At 41.2% G+C, this 21,082-nt stretch carries 24 protein-coding genes; 13 read left to right on the plus strand and 11 right to left on the minus strand.

Annotated features, from left to right (window positions below; translation table 11 throughout):
• Positions 1-638 precede the first annotated feature (638 nt).
• The 8 genes from ndhL to AC504W_RS15625 all read left to right on the plus strand — a co-directional run bounded on the left by ndhL (position 639) and on the right by AC504W_RS15625 (position 5,814).
• On the plus strand, positions 639-851 hold the full coding sequence (gene ndhL, locus AC504W_RS15590; RefSeq protein ID WP_096577784.1) for an NAD(P)H-quinone oxidoreductase subunit L: 213 nt from the start codon (positions 639-641) through the stop codon (positions 849-851).
• 24 nt (positions 852-875) lie between these two features.
• Positions 876-1,190, plus strand: a complete 315-nt coding sequence (locus tag AC504W_RS15595) for a DUF3007 family protein (RefSeq protein WP_494873208.1) — start codon at positions 876-878, stop codon at positions 1,188-1,190.
• 268 nt (positions 1,191-1,458) lie between these two features.
• The gene (gene trpA / locus AC504W_RS15600; RefSeq protein WP_494873209.1) at positions 1,459-2,262 is read left to right on the plus strand and encodes a tryptophan synthase subunit alpha; all 804 of its coding nucleotides are present in this window, start codon (positions 1,459-1,461) and stop codon (positions 2,260-2,262) included.
• Positions 2,263-2,542: 280 nt separating this feature from the next.
• Complete coding sequence (locus AC504W_RS15605) at positions 2,543-3,181, plus strand: heterocyst differentiation related protein (RefSeq protein ID WP_494873210.1); 639 nt, start codon at positions 2,543-2,545, stop codon at positions 3,179-3,181.
• Positions 3,182-3,291: 110 nt separating this feature from the next.
• The gene (locus tag AC504W_RS15610; protein ID WP_494873211.1) at positions 3,292-3,738 is read left to right on the plus strand and encodes a MarR family winged helix-turn-helix transcriptional regulator; all 447 of its coding nucleotides are present in this window, start codon (positions 3,292-3,294) and stop codon (positions 3,736-3,738) included.
• A 61-nt stretch (positions 3,739-3,799) separates the two neighbouring features.
• Positions 3,800-4,057: a hypothetical protein gene (locus tag AC504W_RS15615; RefSeq protein WP_494873212.1), complete on the plus strand. Its 258-nt coding sequence runs from the start codon at positions 3,800-3,802 to the stop codon at positions 4,055-4,057.
• 232 nt (positions 4,058-4,289) lie between these two features.
• A complete protein-coding gene (locus AC504W_RS15620) occupies positions 4,290-5,258 on the plus strand; it encodes a glutathione S-transferase family protein (RefSeq protein ID WP_494873213.1) in 969 nt (322 codons plus the stop codon).
• Between the two features lie 103 nt (positions 5,259-5,361).
• Complete coding sequence (locus AC504W_RS15625) at positions 5,362-5,814, plus strand: DUF3592 domain-containing protein (RefSeq protein ID WP_494873214.1); 453 nt, start codon at positions 5,362-5,364, stop codon at positions 5,812-5,814.
• A gap of 21 nt (positions 5,815-5,835) precedes the next feature.
• Here the strand turns inward: AC504W_RS15625 and AC504W_RS15630 are convergent, their stop codons facing one another.
• Positions 5,836-6,357 carry a GNAT family N-acetyltransferase gene (locus tag AC504W_RS15630; RefSeq protein WP_494879335.1) on the minus strand — a complete coding sequence of 174 codons (522 nt, stop codon included), beginning with the start codon at positions 6,355-6,357 and terminating at the stop codon, positions 5,836-5,838.
• A gap of 91 nt (positions 6,358-6,448) precedes the next feature.
• On the opposite strand from AC504W_RS15630, the gene menH reads away from it, so the two are divergent.
• Positions 6,449-7,270 carry a 2-succinyl-6-hydroxy-2,4-cyclohexadiene-1-carboxylate synthase gene (menH, locus tag AC504W_RS15635; protein WP_494873216.1) on the plus strand — a complete coding sequence of 274 codons (822 nt, stop codon included), beginning with the start codon at positions 6,449-6,451 and terminating at the stop codon, positions 7,268-7,270.
• Between the two features lie 33 nt (positions 7,271-7,303).
• Here the strand turns inward: menH and AC504W_RS15640 are convergent, their stop codons facing one another.
• Positions 7,304-7,975, minus strand: coding sequence for a glycoside hydrolase family 24 protein (locus AC504W_RS15640; protein ID WP_494878662.1), 672 nt, complete (start codon positions 7,973-7,975; stop codon positions 7,304-7,306).
• Positions 7,976-8,226: 251 nt separating this feature from the next.
• Positions 8,227-8,883 carry an NAD(P)H-binding protein gene (locus tag AC504W_RS15645; protein WP_494873217.1) on the minus strand — a complete coding sequence of 219 codons (657 nt, stop codon included), beginning with the start codon at positions 8,881-8,883 and terminating at the stop codon, positions 8,227-8,229.
• A 174-nt stretch (positions 8,884-9,057) separates the two neighbouring features.
• On the opposite strand from AC504W_RS15645, the gene AC504W_RS15650 reads away from it, so the two are divergent.
• Positions 9,058-9,738 (plus strand): DUF1997 domain-containing protein, encoded by a 681-nt coding sequence (locus tag AC504W_RS15650; RefSeq protein WP_494873218.1) that lies wholly within the window; start codon positions 9,058-9,060, stop codon positions 9,736-9,738.
• Between the two features lie 65 nt (positions 9,739-9,803).
• Here the strand turns inward: AC504W_RS15650 and AC504W_RS15655 are convergent, their stop codons facing one another.
• Positions 9,804-10,274: a DUF4079 domain-containing protein gene (locus tag AC504W_RS15655; protein ID WP_494873219.1), complete on the minus strand. Its 471-nt coding sequence runs from the start codon at positions 10,272-10,274 to the stop codon at positions 9,804-9,806.
• A gap of 219 nt (positions 10,275-10,493) precedes the next feature.
• On the opposite strand from AC504W_RS15655, the gene AC504W_RS15660 reads away from it, so the two are divergent.
• Both AC504W_RS15660 and AC504W_RS15665 read left to right on the plus strand, forming a co-directional pair.
• A complete protein-coding gene (locus tag AC504W_RS15660) occupies positions 10,494-11,771 on the plus strand; it encodes an ankyrin repeat domain-containing protein (RefSeq protein WP_494873220.1) in 1,278 nt (425 codons plus the stop codon).
• Between the two features lie 303 nt (positions 11,772-12,074).
• Entirely contained in the window at positions 12,075-13,436 is a 1,362-nt protein-coding gene (locus tag AC504W_RS15665; RefSeq protein ID WP_494873221.1) for an NAD(P)/FAD-dependent oxidoreductase, read from the plus strand.
• Between the two features lie 118 nt (positions 13,437-13,554).
• On the opposite strand, the gene AC504W_RS15670 is transcribed toward AC504W_RS15665, so the two are convergent.
• From AC504W_RS15670 to AC504W_RS15680, 3 genes are all read right to left on the minus strand, one after another.
• Positions 13,555-13,947, minus strand: a complete 393-nt coding sequence (locus AC504W_RS15670; protein ID WP_494873222.1) for a DUF309 domain-containing protein — start codon at positions 13,945-13,947, stop codon at positions 13,555-13,557.
• Entirely contained in the window at positions 13,944-14,309 is a 366-nt protein-coding gene (locus tag AC504W_RS15675) for a ferredoxin thioredoxin reductase catalytic beta subunit (RefSeq protein WP_193888001.1), read from the minus strand. The genes AC504W_RS15670 and AC504W_RS15675 overlap by 4 nt, the downstream gene beginning before the upstream one ends.
• Positions 14,310-14,474: 165 nt before the next feature.
• Positions 14,475-15,641: a DUF58 domain-containing protein gene (locus AC504W_RS15680; RefSeq protein ID WP_494873223.1), complete on the minus strand. Its 1,167-nt coding sequence runs from the start codon at positions 15,639-15,641 to the stop codon at positions 14,475-14,477.
• A 109-nt stretch (positions 15,642-15,750) separates the two neighbouring features.
• Between AC504W_RS15680 and AC504W_RS15685 the strand changes: the two genes are divergently transcribed.
• The gene (locus AC504W_RS15685; protein ID WP_494873224.1) at positions 15,751-16,587 is read left to right on the plus strand and encodes an abortive infection family protein; all 837 of its coding nucleotides are present in this window, start codon (positions 15,751-15,753) and stop codon (positions 16,585-16,587) included.
• A gap of 148 nt (positions 16,588-16,735) precedes the next feature.
• Here AC504W_RS15685 and guaA read toward each other — a convergent pair whose 3' ends face one another.
• The 4 genes from guaA to AC504W_RS15705 form a co-directional block, all read right to left on the minus strand.
• Positions 16,736-18,358: a glutamine-hydrolyzing GMP synthase gene (gene guaA, locus AC504W_RS15690; protein WP_494873225.1), complete on the minus strand. Its 1,623-nt coding sequence runs from the start codon at positions 18,356-18,358 to the stop codon at positions 16,736-16,738.
• A 307-nt stretch (positions 18,359-18,665) separates the two neighbouring features.
• Positions 18,666-19,781: a cobalt-precorrin-5B (C(1))-methyltransferase CbiD gene (gene cbiD, locus AC504W_RS15695; protein ID WP_494873226.1), complete on the minus strand. Its 1,116-nt coding sequence runs from the start codon at positions 19,779-19,781 to the stop codon at positions 18,666-18,668.
• Between the two features lie 50 nt (positions 19,782-19,831).
• Positions 19,832-20,131: a DUF7734 family protein gene (locus AC504W_RS15700; RefSeq protein WP_494873227.1), complete on the minus strand. Its 300-nt coding sequence runs from the start codon at positions 20,129-20,131 to the stop codon at positions 19,832-19,834.
• A 28-nt stretch (positions 20,132-20,159) separates the two neighbouring features.
• Positions 20,160-20,753, minus strand: a complete 594-nt coding sequence (locus AC504W_RS15705) for a DUF3177 family protein (RefSeq protein WP_494873228.1) — start codon at positions 20,751-20,753, stop codon at positions 20,160-20,162.
• Positions 20,754-21,082 lie beyond the last annotated feature (329 nt).

Below are 21,082 nucleotides of genomic sequence, written 5' to 3' on the forward strand. Positions count from 1 at the left end.
TCCGGTTTTGAGAATTGGACTCTCCCTTTACCCTCGCCTTGACGTTAGGGTAGCTCCCGTCGAGTCTCTGCACCTTCCTAAAACTCTGAGTTAAAATTTAAGAGTATGAGTTTTAAAATTACTCAGCACTCAGCACTTTTTTCTCAGTACTTAATTTTAGGCTTGGCTCAGGATTGCCTTGTCTGGAAACAGATTTAGGTTTCCCTGAGTTTGAGAGCTTCCACTTGAAGAATTTCTTCCTCAAGGCTCAGTTTTCTAAGTCCGTAGCGTCTGCCATTCCGCCACACCCCCAAGTTTACTTAGGAGCCACTTATGTTGTGGAGGCAGCAAATACCTCCTCATCTATTCCACCACTAATGTGTATTTTGTGCAACTAGATTTAAGAAATTTGTCTATTTTGAGCGATCGCCGAATTTTTTTGGCAATCTTTCACTTTCGACAAGCATCTTCATCTGGGTGTGACAAGTACACTGATTAGATACTGGCTTTGCTATTGTAGCACTATCCTGAGTTTTGTCCAGGTAAAACTGCGTAATTGTTGGACGGTATGATTAATCAGACTTTCCTCAAGCTACGCATTCAGCCTATGATGAGAAACAGATGCACCGAATGGCCTTGTCTACAAAGAGAAAAAACCTATGATCGTCGCCCTGCTGTATCTGATTTTGGCTGGAGCTTATTTATTAGTCATTCCTGTGGCTGTACTGTTTTACCTCAAGCAGCGGTGGTATGTGGCTACCTCTATTGAGCGTACTATTATGTACTTTTTGGTTTTCTTCTTCTTTCCCGGTTTATTGGTTCTGTCGCCGTTTGTCAATCTGCGACCACAACCGCGCAAAATAGAAGTCTAACGAGATTGGTAGGTCATAACTCTCATGCGACGCATCGACGCTCTTGTAATTGGTTTAGGTATTTTTATTGCTGGTGGCTTGGCTTATGTGGGATTACAGCTAGTTGGTGTAGATAGTCAACAAGCTGGGATATGGAGCCAGGCTGTCCTAGTAGTAATTGGCTTAATTGGTTGGGTAAGCACTTATGTTTACCGCGCTGTGAATAACAATATGACCTACCATCAGCAACGGGAAGACTATGAACAAGCGTTTTTCCAAAAGCGTTTGGATGAACTTACGCCGGAAGAACTAGCGAAAATTCAAACTGAGATTGAACAAGAAAAGCAATCTCAGGTGTAAAGTGATCATTTTATGAGTCAATAGTCAATAGTCATGGAAGAAGGGAACAGGTGAGTCAGCGCGGTCTTCTCCCAAAGGGAGAGGCTAACGCCAAGGGGAAAACCCCCATGAGCGACTGACTCACCCCGAAGGGGAAACAGGGAACAGAGAAATATTTTCTGTTCTCAATTCTAGGAGTAAGAGATATCAACTTCTATAAGAATTAACCGTTTTCTAGGTTCTTGTGAATTCTTTTGACTATTGACCCTTGACTTTTGATTTTTGACTAATGACCGCCATTTCCGATCGCTTTGAAATCTTAAAACGGAATCAAGAGTGCGCTCTGATTCCGTTTATTACTGCTGGTGATCCAGATTTAGCTACCACCGCCTCTGCCTTGCAAATCCTTGATCGCAGTGGTGCTGACATAATTGAACTGGGTGTTCCCTATTCTGATCCTTTAGCCGATGGGCCAGTCATTCAAGCGGCTGCTACCCGCGCTTTACAAAAGGGAACGAAATTAGAAGGCGTTCTAGAAATGTTGCAAGGAATTACCCCCAGTTTGCAAGCGCCGATTAGTTTGTTTACTTATTACAACCCAATTCTGCACCGCGGTATTGAAAAGTTTCTCCAGCAAATTGCAGCGGCTGGTGTCGCAGGGTTGGTAGTACCTGATTTACCTTTAGAAGAAGCGGCTGGGTTGCTTAAACCGGCTGGTGAGATAGGGATTGATTTAACTTTATTGGTAGCACCTACTAGTTCTAGCGATAGAATTGAAGCGATCGCCCGTGCTTCCCAAGGGTTTATCTATTTAGTTAGCGTCACTGGTGTTACTGGGATGCGATCGCAAATGGAGGTACGAGTATCAGATTTGTTGCAACAAATTCGTAATGTTACTGATAAACCCATTGGGGTAGGTTTTGGCATTTCTCAAGTTGAACAAGCCCGTCAGGTGAGAGATTGGGGCGCAGATGCGGCAATTGTTGGTAGTGCTTTTGTCAAACGTTTGGCAGAAGCCACACCAGAAGAAGGGCTTCAGGCGATCGGTCAATTTTGCCAAAGTCTCAAATCTGCACTCATAACTAAGGAATAGAGAGTAAGGAAGAATTATTAACCAATGACTAATGACTTTCTTGCCACCTCAGAAAAAGTAGATTAAGAATGTATAACAGTGCAGTTTTTTTACCCTAGTTTAGTAGACAATTTGACGTTTATGGTCTTGAATATTAACAGCAGATTGCAGGCTGTAAAAAAACTAGCTGATACTGCCGCTTATACTTGAAGTGTTTAGGTGAAGTTGAGTAAGTAAAAGATTATGAGTGTGAGAGTGTGTCAGTCACAAATGATTACGTCGCAGTTGAGGGGCAAAGGCGATGAGTGAGAGTATGGCATTTATCGGTGGAGTCGCTGTGGCGGGGCTGGCGGCTCTTGTTTTGCTCAAGGGAACAAATAATCCCTTACAACCTAACTTCGCTGTTACCCCCCAAATCCCCACTGTAGTTGCACCCCAGCTACAGCCACCCGTGCAATATCCATCCGCCTACGGACAGCCTTATCCCAATACTCAGCCACCCGCAGCGCCTAACCCTGAGCAACGCGCAGAATTTAATCAGTTAAAAGCTGATATGGATCGTTTAAAAAACGATAACGAACAGCTAAGGGTACAGAACCAAAGGCTAATCGATGGTTTCAACGCTCAACAATTGCAATTAGCACAGCAAAAACAAGCTGTAGCATCTGAAACATTGCAATCTCAAAATGCTTGGTGGACATCACCTATTGTTTGGGCTGTAGGAGGCGCGACGCTGACTGTTGGTGGTGGTATTGTTGTTGCTGGTGTCTTGGCTTTGTTTGGCCCTCGCAATCGTCCGACTCGTACGGTGCAGGTAATTCATCCTTATCAAGGTGGTTCTACAGCACCTTTGGTTCCTGTGCGTCGGGCTGAGTTTCTCCCGCCTTCCCGTCAAGAAGCTAGACGCGTTGAAGCACCAGAATACGACGAAATGCACTAGCAAGAAAATACTTGTTAATTAGATCAAGCATAAGGTGAAATCTTCGCCTTGATGCTTAATTTTTATCATAATGTTCTAACTAGAATAGTCTATTTAAATTATATATCCCTATGTCTGATTATTCAGCTAGAGTAGCGGCGCAAGAGCCGTTTATTCTCACTATGCGTGAATTAGTGCGAGCCTATCAAGCATTTTCCGCCTATTCAGAAGCTCACATCCGACAATTTGACCTCACACCAGCACAATTTGATGTTATTGCAACTCTGAGTAACACATCTGGTATGTGTATGGGAGAAATTGGTGAGAAAACTTTAATCTCCAAAGGAACCCTGACAGGAGTGATAGACCGCTTGGAGAAAAAAAACTTAGTACTGCGAGAAGTACCCGCAGACAACCGCCGTAGTGTGATTGTCAAACTTACCCATGAAGGAAAAGCCTTGTTTGAGGTGATATTTCCTCTCCATATTGCTCACCTCAAAGAACGCTTTGAGCAGCTAGAAAAGTCTGAGTTAGAACTATTGTGTGTTTTACTCAGTCGCTTGCATTTGGTTTTTTAGGTTATTTAAACCAAATATTTCTAACTAGAATTAAACTAATTAGAAATAATTAAGTTAATTTATGACTTATTTACCAACAGTATTCATTTCTCATGGCGCATCGGACATACCAGTAAAATCTGGTGCTGTACAAAATTTTCTGCGCCAGTTTCCGCAGTTCATTCTTCAGCCAAACGCCAGTTACAATGTCAAACCACCACTATGGGTAACAAAATTTGATGAATGGTTGGCACAGGCGATCGCGCAAAATGATGTCAAAAGCCTGCTACACTATCGCCAACTCGCTCCTTACACTTTAGATAAGCTAATCGTCATTTAAGTTGCACCATGTTCATGGTAATAAAAGCTGCAAACCCTCTCCCCTGCTCCCTGCTCCCCTGCGGCCTCAATGTGCAAATTAAATGCTTAACAGCTTACCCACAGACGACACTTAGTACCGTTATTTGTGGCTGTAGGTGCAAGTGGTGTTCATAGTAGCTATACTTACGGCGTGTTTATTATGGCAGCAACGCTTTTGATTAGATAACAAATTAATTAATATAGGCAAAAATATGGCATTAGGTAGATTAGTTAACGGTCAATGGACAACTGTCTGGACAGAACGCAACGAAAACGGTGAGTTTCAGCGAATGCCAACACAGTTTCATCATCAGATTACAGCAGATGGAGCCAGTGGATTTAGGGCAGAAGCAGGCCGATATCATCTATATGTTTCTTTAGGTTGTCCTTGGGCGCATCGCACTGTTTTATTACGCGCTTTGAAAGGGCTAGAAAAAGTTATTGGTCTTTCTATTGTTGACCCTGTAATTAGTGACCAAGGATGGAAGTTTTCTGATAAACCAGGATGTATTCGAGATAAAGTCAACCAAGCGGATTATCTTTGGCAAGTTTACACCAAAGCAAACCCAAATTATACCGGGCGAGTTACCGTCCCAGTGTTGTGGGATAAACATACACAAACTATTATCAATAATGAATCTCGCCAAATTATTTACATATTAAATACAGAGTTTAATTTCTTCGCTGAGAAGACGGTAGATTTTTATCCCAAATCGTTGCAAACTTTAATTGATAAAACTATAGATGCTATTTACCAACCGATAAATAATGGTGTATATCGTACTGGTTTTGCAACATCACAAACTGCTTACGAACAAGCACTCAAAGAATTATTTCTCGCACTAGAATATTGGGAAAAAGTTTTAGGTAAACAACCATATCTCTGCGGTGAAGAAATTACCTTAGCAGATTGGTGCTTATTTACTACTCTATTCCGATTTGACCTAGTATATTATGGTTTATTTAAGTGTAATATCAAGCGATTAGTTGAGCATCCTAATTTGTGGAACTATTGCCGAGAGTTATATCAATTTCCTGGTGTCAAACAATGGTGTAATATCAGTCATATTAAACAACTTTATTATGTAGGTTTACCAGAATTGAATCCTAATGGGATTATGCCAATAGGCCCGATCATTAATTTTGACTCACCTTATAATCGCCGCGATCGCCAAATCTAGATATTCTTTTCCAAATCACCTTTGCTAAATCAGAAATATAAAGTATGCTATACCAAAATTTTGGTACTCAAGGGTAAATATCTACTTAATTGTTAAAAATTATATGACGAATGAAGATGTGACCTTTTTTCGTGCATTTGGATCTATATTCGCTGGTGTTGGCAGCATTTTTTTAATCATGGGCATCATAATTGGCGTGAATACGCGCAATTTTTTTGGCAAGTCTATCTCTACTCAAGGAACTGTTATTGATTTGAAGAAACATACATCTAGAGACAGTAACGGCCGTTTTTCTACTGCTTATTATCCAGTAATAAGCTTTACTGCAAATTCTGGTAAGCCAATAGAATTTGAAGCCAATAGTGGTAGCAACCCTCCAGCATATACTAAAGGTCAAAAAGTAGAAATTCTTTACAATCCTCAAGAGCCAGAATCTGCCAAGATAAACTCTTGGTTTGCTTTATGGTTTTTACCTGCTATGTTTACTGGCATGGGTTCACTTTTTGTAGTAATTGGGGGAATCCCATTAGTTAAATCGTTTTTGCCTAGAAAATAAGGCAGTGTGCGTGCGATCGCTTTAAACTTCATCAAAAGCAGGTGGATAAACAACCTTCCCCATATACTTTTGCTGATAGTTTTGCAGTGGTTTAACCATGAAAACATCCTCTGGTACTGGAAAGGGAGACTCGATTTTATAAAAAACAGAAGGCTGAAATCCAAAGCGAGTATAGAAGTCGGGATGACCTAATACAATTACTATGGCTTCTCCTCTTACATCTGCTATGTTTAACCCTGCTTGTACTAGTGCGCTGCCAATACCTTGTCTTTGAAACTTTGGACGAACTGCCAAAGGTGCTAAACCGATTACCTGTAGGTTTTCTTCATTCACTAAGTTAATATAGCTAAATAAAATGTGACCGACTACGACATCCTCAATCTCAGCAACTAGTGAAAGTTCCGGAATGTAGCAGTCTGAATGGCGAATTTTATCTACAAGTTTAGCCTCATTTTCCTGTCCAAAGGCTAATATATTTATCTCAGCTATTGCTGGATAGTCTGGCAAAGTTTCACAACGGATGTTAAGCATTTCATTTCGCATAATATCACTTTATGTCATATATTAGCTTATTATGAATTTCCGAAATAATCATAAGTTTGTTTTTAATTAATTAGTTTATAATAACTAAAATATGCAAGAAAATTATAAATTTAATTATAAGTTAATTAACTCAAAAAACGAACAATTTATTCTTTTCTTGCACGGGTTTATTGGCAATTTAGATGAGTTTGATGAAGTTATACAATTGCTAGGTACAGAATTTTCTTATCTCACACTTGACCTTCCCGGACATGGTAAAACTCAAGTTTTAGGTGAAGATAAATACTATACAATTGAACAAACTGCTCAAGCTTTAATTAATTTATTAGATGAGTTGAATATCCCTAAATGCTTTTTAGTGGGCTATTCAATGGGTGGAAGATTAGCTTTATATCTGACATTGCATTTTCCTGAACGTTTTTACAAAGTTATATTAGAATCAGCTTCCCCTGGTTTGGCTACAGAACAAGAACGATTAGAACGTGTGAGAAAAGATGAACAAATAGCAAGAAAACTAACAAGATGTGTTTCCAAAAATCAGTTTCGAGAATTTTTATTAAACTGGTATAATCAGCCGATTTTTGGCGTTATCAAAAATCATCCAGAATTTGCCAGGATGTTAGAGAGTCGGTTACAAAATCAACCGCTGGAGTTAGCTAAGTCACTAAGATTCATGGGAACTGGAAGTCAGCCTTCTTTATGGGAAAAACTTAAAGATAATACAGTACCTTTGCTTTTACTAGTAGGTAAAAATGATGAGAAATTTTTAATTATTAACACAAATATAGCTAAAAGAGACAAACTAGCTCAGGTAAGAATAATTAGTAATTCTGCTCACAATATTCACTTAGAAAGTACTAACAACTTTGTGCAGAACATTCAAGACTTTTGCACTTTTTTACCAAAAACTTAAAAATTCGGATGATTACATTAATGTGTTTACCTTCTATTTCTTTTGAGGTGTAAGTGCTGGATTTGGTGTTATGGCAAATACTGGTTGATTGGTTGCGGTTAACTCTTCCTTTAACATTTTTTGATAAATCTGAGGTAAAGAACTACTGATAGAATTAGTTTCTATTCCATATCCTAAACTTGTCCAAGTTGGAGATAAACGCCGTAACACTTCAATGATTTTGCCTTGACGCAGCAGTTTAGGAATATCTACTCCCCAAACTTGAGTATCGTTCAACCAACGATAAACTACTGTATCTTGAAATTCAGGCTCAAAACTATAAGCAGTCCAAAACACCATCCTCATAGGGTTGGGGTGATAGCGTGGTGCAATATTATGCCAAGTAGTGTTGATAATTTGATATCTCCCCGCAGCAGTGGAACAATTACCTGTGTTTGGCCCAGTAACGATGGTGACGCAGATTTCTGGGTGGCGACTGAGGTCTGTTACTTGTTGTCCGCCATATAGGAGAGAGTAAGGACGGTTCCCATTAGCTTCGCTGGCGGAAATAGTTCGCATTAAGGCGCGAATATAAGGGTCGCCGCCTTTCATGACTAGGGGTGGTTGATTATCATTAAAGACGGGATCGGAAGGCGATCGCAAATCTCCAAAGAGATACCACTGCAATAAGCATACAAAAGCCAGCAGCGCTGCGATCGGGCCGATTAATTTTTCAACGCCTTTAAGTTCAAAACGTTTCAGATTTTGACTCCTTCGTTTTTGTCAATGGTATTTTGCCTTAACTAACGCGATGTACAACTTATTTTTTAAACCCCTCTCCAAACCTCTCCCCTGCAAGGAGAGAGGCTTTGAATCTTGTTACTTTCTTGCGCCCCTTCCCTCGTAGGCAAGGGGTTGGGGGTTAGGTTTGAGAGAAAGTTGCACACGGCGTTAACTATTAACTACAGACTCTAGACTCAGCATTGCTGAAATAACTCTCCAAAGGTTTTAGTACTAGCTTCTGGTTTAGCAACAATCTCAACAATTTTATTGCGGGCTGCTGGCTCAAAGAGTGCTTCCACAGAAACTTGGGCAACTTTTTGCCGAGGAATACTACCATCAAATAATGTATCTGCACTCTGCATGACGATCGCATCAGAGTTATCTTCATTTTTTAATCCACCAGGTCGCACAATAGTATAGGTGAGACCACTTTTTTGAATATATTCCTCGGCTTGTTTTTTCCAAACTAAAATCAGCCAGAACAGATTCAAAGGATGGAATAGCTGTGATGTACACAACGAAGAAACTAACACAAAATGCTCAATTCCTTTGGCTTTAGCAGCATCCACTAAATTTTTAGTACCTTCAAAATCTACTTTATATGGCCCAGTCGGATCAAAACTTGGTTTTGCCCCTGTTGCACACAGCAATACAGTACTGTCTCCTAAAGCTGTAGCGAGGTTTTCAGGTTGCAAGACATCACCTGCAAGCAATTCCACATCGGGGGGCAAAATCGCTCTAGCTTTTTCTACATCCCTCACCAAAGCACGTACGGGAATGTTACGCGCTACCAACTCTTGGACAATTCGGCGGCCTGTCTCACCTGTGGCCCCTGCTACAAATGCTTTCATAACAAACGCTATCCTAAAAAACTAGTATGTGATTTATCCGTATTTTAGTGATTTCATAAAGTTCATGACAGAATCTTGAAATTTCAGCCAAAATAAGATCTTGCCTGCGAAATCACCCAAGTAAGCTGGGAATTATAAATATAGCCAAACGCCAACTCAGAGGGGAATGCTTTGATGCTTTCAACAAACGGCGAATATCAATCCTTGGATATAAAAGAAACTGTTTTACCTGTAGAATCCAACTTAGTAGAAACTGATCATGTAGTTACAGATGCTACTTTAGCGGCACAAACACAGTTTTGTGGTTGCTACAGCGATTATATGGCGATGTATGCCCCAATACATCAAGTTGCTGAATATCTCAATGCTCATTCTTCGTGGTTTACACGTTGCGCTGAACCAATGAAGGTGCAGCCATTGGGAGAAAATGGCTATGCTTTGACTATTGGTCGTTTTGGCTCGTTTGGTTATGAAGTGGAGCCAAAAATTGGTTTAGAACTTTTACCACCGGAAGAAGGCATATATCGCATTCGGACTATCCCCATTCCTGATTATCAAGCACCAGGTTATGACGTAGATTATCGAGCATCAATGCAACTAAAAGAGTATGCCAGTGATGATGCTGAGATTTCCGCTGGAGTAACGCAAGTGGAATGGGATTTAGATTTAAAAGTTTATCTTCACTTTCCCAGATTTATTCAACGATTGCCCAAGTCTCTCATTCAATCTACAGGCGATCGCTTACTTAATCAAATTGTCCGCCAAGTTTCTCGCCGCTTAACTCGCAAAGTTCAAGAAGATTTTCATCAGTCGATAGGTATACCTTTTCCGGCTAATTCTAAAAAGAAGCGCTAGGTCAAAAGTCAAGAGTCAATAGTCCAAAGATTTTTGACCATTGACTAATGACTCTTGACTAATAACTAAGCATTACTCAAAATTCTTTGCACAATTTGTACGCCAGTGATAGCCTGCCAAGTAAATAGGCCTAAAATCACGAAATTCAACAAAATGTGAGTTACTCTTGCCCAATTGGCTCCTTTTTGCATAAAAGGAGATAGGGCAGCCGAAAAAGCAATTAAGCTAGTCATACCTAGCCCTGCAAGCAAGTGCGGCCCTACAAATAACTTTCCGTTATTAATATAGGTAACAGCCATCCCCCCAACTGCGCCTGCTACCATCAAAGCTAAGAGAATAGACCCAATTTGGTAGTGTTTGACGTTAAATTTACCTTTAATCAGTTCTTTCTTTTCTTCCCCTTGAGCGTTTCTGGTACGCTGTACTTGCAATCCTAAATAAGCAGCATAAAGTGAAATCGCTAAAAGTACCCACATCATTAGCGGGTGGAAAAAGTTAAGCCAGTATTTTACCGAGGGAGATATTTCCGGAGTCATCGTGTTCTCGCCCAATTCTTAAATCTTAATAAAAATTAGCATAAGTCCAAGGGTAATTCGTAGTTCGTAATTCGTAATTTGTAATTAATTAGTCATGCTGGAGTGTGTTTACTCAGCACTCAGCACTTTATCCAGACACCCCTATTGCAAAAGTACTTAAAGAATTTCAAACTAAATTTGGGGAATAGATGATAAAACTGCCCAGGCAGGATTTAATTCATGACTGAAAACAACGATGTCTTGCTGCTGAAGGCTGCGAAAAATGGTGATATCAAGCGGCTGAGTGAAATTCTCGCTGCTGGTGTCAAGGTGGATGGGTGCGATCGCGATGGAACTACGGCATTAATGTATGCTGCTAATTTAGGTTACACCGAAATTGTGAGATCGCTTTTAGATGCGGGGGCAAATATCAACTTAGCCAGAAAACGCTATGGGTTAACGGCGTTGATGTTGGCTGCTAGTAATAAACAAGTAGATATTGTCCAGCTTTTAGTATCTAGAGGTGCTGATGTTGATGCTATCAATGAAGATGGCAGCACCGCATTAATGGCCGCTGCACTCAAAGGTTATGTAGAGATAGTGCGGATATTACTCGCGGCTGGTGCGAAAGTAAATATTGCCGATAAAGATGATGACACTGCTTTAAAATTGGCAGTCAAACAAGGACACCCAGAAGTTGTGCAAGCTCTAGCACAAAATGGCGCTGATGTAAATCTTCAAGATGAAGATGGTGAAACACTGTTGATGATTGCTGCGGACTTGGGCAATTTAGAGATTGTCCAAGCATTATTAGCCGCAGGTGCAGATGCTAACTTACAAAACAGTGATGGTGGTACAGCATTATTGGCTGCTGCGGCATCTGGTAATAGTGCGATCGCCTCTGCTTTACTAGATAAAGATGCCCAAGTTAATCTGCAAGACAAAGACGGTGAAACAGCATTACATATTGCCGTTGTCGAAGGACATCTTGATGTAGTGCAAGTCTTACTCAGTCGGGGTGCAAATGCCCAACTTAGAAATAATTTAGGCGACACACCGATGATAGTCGCCGTCTTGCAAGGACACAGCGAAATTCTTGAAGCACTGCTAAGTTCTGGTGCCAATATTTATGGAGAATCAGAACTTCCTTTAATCGCTGCCATCTCCTTGGGACATATTCAAACCGTCAAAGTATTATTAGACTACGGCGCTAATCCTAATACGCTGGGAAATGACAGTCAGACAGCTTTGTTAAAGGCGGCTAAACGCCATCAGACAGAAATTATTCAACTGTTACTAGCCAAAGGTGCAGATGTCAATTTTCAAGACATAGCCGGAGCCACAGCACTAATGTGGGCTGCCTCTGGAGGTTACACTGAGACTGTGCAGATATTACTCCAAGCTGGTGCCAACCCCAATTTAAAAAATCGTGGTGGTTATACAGCTTTGATGCTGGCAGAATTTAACGGGTATCAAGATATAGTCAAGATTTTGCAAAAAGCAGGCGCGCAAGAATAATATCGTGTCTGGTGAAAGACTTATCGTTAAGGTCGCAGGGCAGTACGAGAGATACAATTTTTACCTTGTCTTCATACTCTAAAGAGCGCCCTTTGCTTAGATAAAAGTTATGCAAAGGGCGATAGGCACTAGAGCTAAGAGGGCAATATATCAATGTAATATCTATCGCCTTGTAACTGTAGCCTTGCTCACCTTTATCTTTTTTTCATTTGTGCAAGATGAACAGAAAAATATATGACAAGTTTGATACATATTTGTTAAGAATAGTTACAGCACCCGTAACACTAGGAAATATTTCTTCTTATGGTAGACTCCCTTGAGAATAACCCACCCCATCAAGTTGTGATCATTGGTGGCGGCTTTGGTGGACTGTACGCGGCAAAGGCACTTGCTAAGGCTAAAGTCAACGTTACGCTGATTGACAAACGGAATTTTCATCTGTTCCAACCATTGCTGTACCAAGTTGCCACAGGTACACTATCACCCGCCGATATTTCCTCACCGTTGCGTTCGGTACTCAGCAAGAGCAAAAATACAAAAGTGTTGCTGGGTGAAGTGAATGATATTGATCCCAATGCACAGCAAGTTTTGTTGGGTGATCAAGCAATACCATACGATACATTAATAGTGGCTACAGGTGCCAAGCATTCCTATTTTGGTAAAGATAACTGGGAAGATTCTGCCCCAGGGTTAAAAACCGTAGAAGATGCGATAGAAATGCGTCGCCGGATTTTCTCGGCTTTTGAAGCAGCCGAAAAAGAAACAGATCCAGAAAAACGTCGAGCTTGGTTAACTTTTGTGATTGTTGGTGGCGGCCCGACAGGGGTAGAATTAGCAGGTGCGATCGCCGAACTCGCTTATCAAACCCTCAAAGAAGATTTCCGCAACATCGACACCTCAGAAGCGAGAGTTTTACTTTTAGAAGGACTAGATCGGATTCTGCCACCCTTTGCACCAGAATTATCTCAACAAGCCGAAGCATCCTTACAACAATTGGGTGTCAGCGTCAAAACAAAAACTTTAGTCACCAACATTGAAAACGATGTTGTCACCCTCAAGCAAGGGGATGAAGTGAAAGAAATCGCTGCAAAAACAGTATTATGGGCAGCAGGTGTGAAAGCTTCGCCAATGGGACAAGTTTTAGCCGAACGTACAGGTGCAGAGTGCGATCGCGCCGGACGAGTAATTGTTGAACCCGACTTAAGCATCAAAGGTTATCCCAATGTTCATATAGTTGGCGACTTAGCTAACTTCTCCCATCAAAATGGCAAACCTCTACCTGGTGTTGCACCAGTAGCGATGCAAGAAGGAGAATATGTTGCCAAATTAATTCAGCAAAAACTCAAAGGTAATACCCTACCTGCATTTAATTATAGCGATCGCGGCAGTTTAGCCATGATTGGGCAAAATCTAGCCGTTGTGGATTTAGGCTTTATCAAACTCAAAGGATTCTTTGCTTGGCTATTTTGGCTTGTGATTCATATCTACTTCTTAATCGAGTTTGATAACAAACTAGTAGTGATGATTCAGTGGGTATGGAATTATGTCACCCGCAAACGTGGCGCAAGATTGATTACTGGACAAAAATCGCCGCTACAAGTAGGTAATGAAGCACCTAGTAACTATTACAAAGCAACACCACCTAGAGAAATCGTCAACGTCTAACAAGGCAAAAGTAAAGAATAGTTGAACATCTTTCAAGCCTGATTAATTAAGCAAAAAATTGGGGAGTAGAAAAATCTATTCCCCAATTCCTCATTCCTAACCACCTGATAAAACTTGACTAATCGTCAGATAGGACAATTTTCGGTATAGGCAAAACTTGACTTTGAAGCAATTCATCTGCGGATATATTGTTTACGCCTGTTTGCTGTAATATCGTCAATAATGCTGCACTTTGGCTTAATAACTCATCTACATTAATACCGCCGTAAGTATCTGGATAACGGCGTAGGCGGTTGCTGCCCTCTCCAAGTAAAATAACCGCACCGCGCAGATTATTATTTTTTAGATGATACAAGGCTACAGCAATTTGGAGAATACCCTGATAAAGAGTTTTTTCGGGTTCATTGGCTTCGATCCACAAAGCCTCTAAGGTGTCATGACAGGCGTAAAACTGCCCAGAATTGAACTGTTCTACACCTTGCCAAAACTCTTGGGGCATAGTTTCGCTCATGCCATACTATCTCGTACTTCTTTGATAGTTTCGAGAGATATTTCTTGTTGTTCTCCAGCAAACTCATTGTCTGGTGTCAAAAATAGCATACAGTGACATTCTTTCCGTTCTCTCATTGGCACGCAAGGACAGTTCCAATATGTAGCCTTGACTTCAGCTTCTTTGTCTTCGTAGTGGCGACAGGGACACAAAGGCGCACCTAAATCGTCTTTATGTTTGGCTAACCCTTCAATTACCACTGCTGTAACCGAAGGTTCACTACAGAAGTAAGTTCCAGTACGCTTGGCGTATTGTTCGGAAAAATGCCGCATTGCCTCTAGGCTTTTATCGCTGGAATTTGCGTTAACTTCTGATGTGATCATGTGGATCGGCCGCTCATAATTTAAATATTTCTTTGCATTGTACCTCAGCCTCAAGGCGCTGTTACTGGGGATATCTCCCCAACCTGAACAGATTCAATGATGATGTCTGACAAAAACCTGAATATATCAGCATTCATTGAAATATTGAATACATAGAATACTCATTTACAATGCTTGTATAGGTTTTTGTAGCTGAGTTTGCAATGCTTGTTCGCTCTGCACCACAACACCAGGGCAATCACGATTAACTACCACTGATGTTTGATCTGAGGAATTATTATTTTGCCACAAAATCCAGCGACTACCTTTGGGTAAAGAAGATAGTGTCAGAGAATTTTGAGTTAACCAAATTAAAGGATAGTTTGGCGCTTCTGTGGTGTTAGCATCTTCTGAAAATGTGGTAGCTGCTAAGGTTTCTAAAACACTGGTATTGCCTTTAACTAAACTTGTCGATGCTGTCCAGAGTTTAACAGGCATCCCCATACGTTGTGTGTAAAAGTACAAACTGGCTGCGGCAATTACGGCTTGTTCAAAATCATCTTCTTGCCATTTACCAGCACTATCTAAGGCAATAATTATTTCTTGTCCACCTGTGACAACTTCTAACTCCCGCACTCTTAATTCACCATAACGGGCGCTTGTTCGCCAGTGGATGAGTCTGGTGGGGTCTCCGATGCGGTAGGGACGGAGCGATCGCACTAATCCCGATGTCGCAGTCTGCAAAGGTCGATTGATCGAATCGCCTTTTTTGCTTTCTTCTAGCCCCATTTCATCCACTAATGGACAAGTAGTTAACGGTAATACAGTCGGATATACAATCGCCGTCGCCTCACAATTTCGCTGACGACGACACCAAAATAAACCTAAAGGTGCGCCAGTAGCTAATTCAACATTGTGCCAGCGATAAATACCCCGGTGCTGGGTCGGGTGGTAATAAACCCAACGGTAACTATTTTTACTCGGAATAATTTCAATCGCCTGTTTGATGGGCTTACCCAAAACAAAGGGCAAAATATCCTCTACTTGCAGCAAACTGACAGATTGTGGTGTGGGGTTGTGGATTTCTAATTCTACAGTCAAGTCATCCCCAGCGGAGACAGGTTGAATCGAATGGCGGGTGATAGTTAAACCCACAAGCGATCGCGGTGGTAAAACTGCTGCTACTGCTAACAGCGCCACACTCACACCGCTAATAGCGTACAGCCAACCCGCCATCGTATTCACAGCCGCCCCAAAAAAACAAATAGCAATTCCCGCAAGCACCCAACCGCCGTATGTCGGGGTACTGGCACGATTTTCTAACCAATTGGTGATGGGTTTGATAATTTTCATGTTTCTTTTTTAACCCAACATCACCGAAAGTTCACAGTGCTTTAAGTTTGCTCAACATTAAAGGGATTTATTAAAATAATTGTTTAGGATATACAAGCTTGGTCTAAATGTGAAGTTATCAGAACAAACAATATCAGCACTTGGCACTATTGTCACAGGCGATCAAGGACGTTCACCTTATCGAACTGGCCCACAAATTGTTGCTTTCTTTAATGAATTTGGTTTGGAGGATATCTACGGTAGTGGGTTTCCTTCTCGTTGGCAGTATGCCGAGGAAAAGTTGCGTGAATTTAATGATACGCCGACTATGAAAGATATACTGCTCACGGCTCTTGATCCTCGTCATTTTTTTGCAAAAGAACTTGATATTAAAGTTGCAGTTGAATACCTTAACCAATTTCTTGAATTTGATAACTACGAATTACGACCTGCGGGTAAGAAGTGGGAAATTTATAAGCTAGGTGGAACTCAAATTAATTTGTTACATCCGTATGAGAATTCAGTTGAGATAACACATATCTTTATTGATGAGCAAATCAAAAAATGTGACAAAAAACTAGCTGAAGGTGATTTTGACGGAGCAATAACTAATGCGCGATCTCTAGTTGAGGCAGTTTTAGCGGCAATAGAAAAAGAGTTCGACCCTAATCCATCAGAGTATGACGGAAATCTTCCAAAGCTTTACAAGAGAGTTCAAAAGCATTTGAATCTTTCTCCAGGTCAGGAAAGCCTTGCAGAGTGTTTACGGCAAATTCTTTCAGGGCTAACAAGTATAGTTTCTGGTCTAGCTACGTTGCGGAATACAATGAGTGATTCTCATGTCATTTCTTACAAACCATCAGAGCATCATGCCAGGTTAGCAGTTAATTCAGCTAAAACATTGTGTGACTTTCTATTTGAAACGAAGGAGTATCAAATTAAAAAGAGTAAAATTAAGACTACTTAAAACTTTGTGTAGCTATTGAACGTCTTATAAAAATCCTTATTTGCACGCTTTTATTTGCGCCTTTGCGTGAGGCTTAAATGAAAAATCGAGGTGGGTATTTCCCACCTCGATTTTTCATTTAAATTTCGCTTTACTCATCGTCCACCTATTACTCCCATTCGATGGTTCCAGGTGGCTTGGATGTGATGTCGTAAACTACGCGATTCACACCTTTAACTTCATTGACAATCCGGTTGGCGATTACTTCCAAAACATCATAAGGAAGACGCGCCCAATCTGCGGTCATACCATCTTCACTGGTAACAATCCGCAAAACTATAGGAAAAGCATAAGTACGCTGATCTCCCATTACGCCGACGCTGCGAATTGGCAATAAAACAGCAAAGGCTTGCCAAACTTCGTTATACAATCCACGTTGATTGATTTCTTGACGCACAATTAAATCTGCATCGCGGAGAATATTCAGGCGTTCGGCTGTGATTTCGCCAATGATGCGAATTGCTAAACCAGGGCCGGGAAAGGGTTGGCGTTGAACGATTTCTTCTGGTAAACCAATAGAACGACCAACTTTGCGGACTTCATCTTTAAACAGTTTCCGCAGAGGTTCTACAAGTTTAAATCGCAAATCTTTAGGCAAGCCGCCAACGTTGTGATGACTTTTAATTTTGACTGCTACCCGTTCACCTGTTTGGGGATCAACGTTGGTATCGGCAGATTCGATCACATCTGGATAAAGTGTGCCTTGAGCTAAATAATCAAAGGGGCCAAGGCGTTTGGATGCTTCTTCAAATGTACTAATGAATTCATGACCGATGCGACGGCGTTTTTCTTCGGGATCGGTGACACCAGCAACGGCCTCTAAGAAGCGATCGCGGGCATTCACATATTCTACAGGGATATGAAACTGCTCTTGGAATAATTTCACCAATCTTTCTGGCTCATATTTCCGCATAAAGCCTTGGTCGATAAATACACAAGTCAGCTGATCACCGATCGCGTTATGCAGTAAAAAGGCTAATGTAGAAGAATCTACTCCCCCAGATAGCGCCAAAAGTACACGTTTATCGCCAACCTTACCCCGAATTTCGCGGATTGCTTCTTCTACAAATGCTGCGGTTGTCCAGGTGGGTTCGCACTCGCAGATATGATAAACAAAGTTGCGAATTAAGGCTAAACCACCAAGGGAATGCACAACTTCTGGATGGAACTGCACGCCATATAGTTTCTTTTCGTGGTCAGCAACGGCAGCACAAGGAGTATTTTCTGTATGTGCTAAGACTTCAAAACCAGGTGGCATTTTAATTACAGAGTCTCCGTGACTCATCCACATGGTTGTGCCATCTTCGACGTTGGTTAATAAGTCTGTGGGATCATCTATATATAATGAGGCTTTGCCATACTCACCGCGATCGGCTTTTGCGACTTCGCCGCCGAGTTGGTTGACCATCAACTGCATCCCATAACATACACCCAGGATGGGAATGCCTAAATGCCAAATTGCTGGGTCACAATGGGGGGCTTTTTCACTATAAACTGAACTCGGCCCGCCAGAGAGAATGATGCCTTTGGGGTTGAGTTGCTGCAATTGTTCAGCTGTAGTGCGATAAGACAGAACTTCAGAATATACTTGAGTTTCCCGGATGCGTCGGGCAATTAGTTCGGAATACTGAGAGCCAAAGTCGAGAATCACAATTATTTGACGATCAAGCCGCCTCAAATCTTCTACTGGTTGAGGCGCTTGTTCGGTTAGTAGAGTCACCGCTGTATTCATGATGGGGGAGTGTGAATGAAGTAGTAGATAGTTGCACTGTAATCTGACAAAAATACCATCTATAGCCTTAGTCAAATAGATGAGAACAATAGTTGATTGCACAAAGCTAGTAACTGGTTATATACTCAGCACTTTGCTCTATTTGCTTTCTGTGGCTGGTAAATGGTAAAGGAGTCCCCTACAAACGCGGGTTATGAAGCGTTTGCTCGGCTAATCAGTCTGACATAGTATTAGAAGGAATAACTTACCCTAGAGTGGTTACTGAAAAAGCTATTTATGTAGATTATTAATGATTATTCATAATAAGTTAACATAATTTCTCGCTCAAGAAACAAGCTGTTTTACTCTTTACGATAATTTTGCGATCGCGATCAAAGAGAATTGAGCCACAATTTGCTACAGATGCACCTCGGTTATTATGGGTTTGCATGTATTCTTGAGAACGTGTATCTATCGCTTGGGCGATCGCTCCATAAACTAAATTCACCCAATCACTACCCTTAGAAGTATCTAATTCTCGCAGATATTTCAGCGCCGCTTCCGCAGTTGCACTATTAAATACTACTTGTATATCTGATGACTGCATACCCGCCAAAGCGCAGTGGGCTGCTAAAATTTCTCGCCGACCATCGGCTAAATGATGATGGGTATGAAAAATCCCTCCAGCGAGTTTCAGCAACTTGCCATGATAGCCAAACAATAAGATTTCTTTCACGCCTAAAGCATCAGCCTCGACCAACATCGGCCCCAACCAGTTAGCTGTTTTGACTAATTGTTCGGGATTAATCCCAAGTTTTTGCGCTAAATCTAAGCCGTTCTCACCAATACAAAAAACTAAACTGGCAAAACGGCTGGCTTTTTGTTGTAATTCTGTCCGAAAAGCCGCTAACTGATCTGGTGAACTTAAAGGTTGAGAAATCCCGGTTGTCCCTAATAGCGAAAGTCCTTCCACTACACCAAAGGCAGCATTAGAAGTCCGCACAGCGAGCGATCGCCCGAACGGTAAAATAATTGTGACTGTGATTTTCTCGCTCGGTGTGAGCATACGCTGCAAGTTCTCTTGCAATAATCTTTGGGCATAACTATAAATCGCCGGCTGTTCATCTGCATTGAGAATTTTGCCAATTCCTTCGCCACCTTTAATTGTGACGACTGATTCCGTGTCTCCACCCCACTCCACCATTGCCCAAATTGGTGTATCGCGCGTGAGGTCAAGATTATCACCAGGGTCACTCCGTGTAATTGCCAGCGCAATATTTTCTGATAACCCTGCTACTTGTTCAATGGGGATTTCCGCAATTTGCGGCGGTGTAATTAAATCAACCGCTACAGTTTGCAGAGGCTGACGCTGGCGTAACCAATGTAACGCCGCCATAGCCCCAGCACAAGCAAAGACAGGTAAAGTGTATCCGGCCTTAGTCATTAGTCATTAGTCATTGGTCAATAGTCATTAATTCTTCTCCCCTGCTCCCTTTAAACTCCGACTTCTGACAACAAAGCTTGCATTGCTTCCCAAGAGATGCCTTTTTCGATGTAGCGGGGTGCTTCAGGATTATAGGGACTAGCGATGCGATCGATACTTAGAATTGTGGCTGCATCTAATAGCACTGGGACATCAGGATCAAAAGCTGTGGGGCGCATCAAAGAACTCGAAAAACCTTTAAAAACCGCAATTTTGTCTTGTTCATCGGCTATTTCCACCGTGATCAATAAAACTTCTTGGGGGCGTTTGGTGGTGTACTGTTCTAGGCGCTTGCCAATGGAATTATTCATCAAATTGGAACTTTGGCTTTGTATTTAATTACTGAGGTGTAGCTGAACGTCCTTGTTTACCCAGCTTAATGAGAACAAAGTAGCTTAAGTAAAGCACATAAATGACTAAAAAGATGATGCCCAGAAAACCGAGAAATCCAGGCTTGCTGTTGTGATGGAAATAATCTTTAAAGAGTAAGGGGGCTTCAAACCAGACTCGACAATAGGGAGTTTTAATGGCTGATTCAGAAAAAGCGCAACCGATAAACGGGAGAAAAGCGATCGCACCCAGCAGGCTATAAACTGTCACAGCCCAACGCCAAGAGGTAAAAATCAGCTTCAACGGGCCACTTGGTTGATACTCAATTTCATCATTGAGATCCACCCAAAACCACAGAGAAATGGGTATCAAAATCCGTGCTATCAACCCGGAAATAAAGCTGACTGGATACTCAGCTATCATCAAGTAAATTGTAATTGCCAAAAGACTAGCAACTCGCCAATAAATCATTAATAGGCGTTGTATACCTTCTGCCCTTTGTACAAATGCCCAAATTAGCAGAATTAGGGGAATAATCAACGTAAATAATACTGCTAGTCGATAATCAGCCCAGATATATGGGCGAAACCAAACGTCTTCCATTGTTGTTGCCAGACGATAAATAAAAATTTTGCATGAAGAACAGATATTTAATATAACGGATACTTCTGCAAATACTTTAAATAGTCATGCAAAATAAATTACTCCGTTGAGCAACAAAATGAGGCATAGTACAGAGTAGGACAGAGGCTGTAGTTATGGGTAGCCTGATGTTGGACTGATAGTCAAATTTCTCAATATCTAAATTAATATTAATTTAATTATTGGTGTGTGAATATTTCCTTGGGGCGAAATTCATCTCTTTATAGGTAAAAAAAACAAGCAACTTGCATATCTTTTACATTTGTAGCTTGTACTAACTGACAAGTTAT

It is taken from the genome of Nostoc sp. C96 (genome assembly GCF_059384975.1).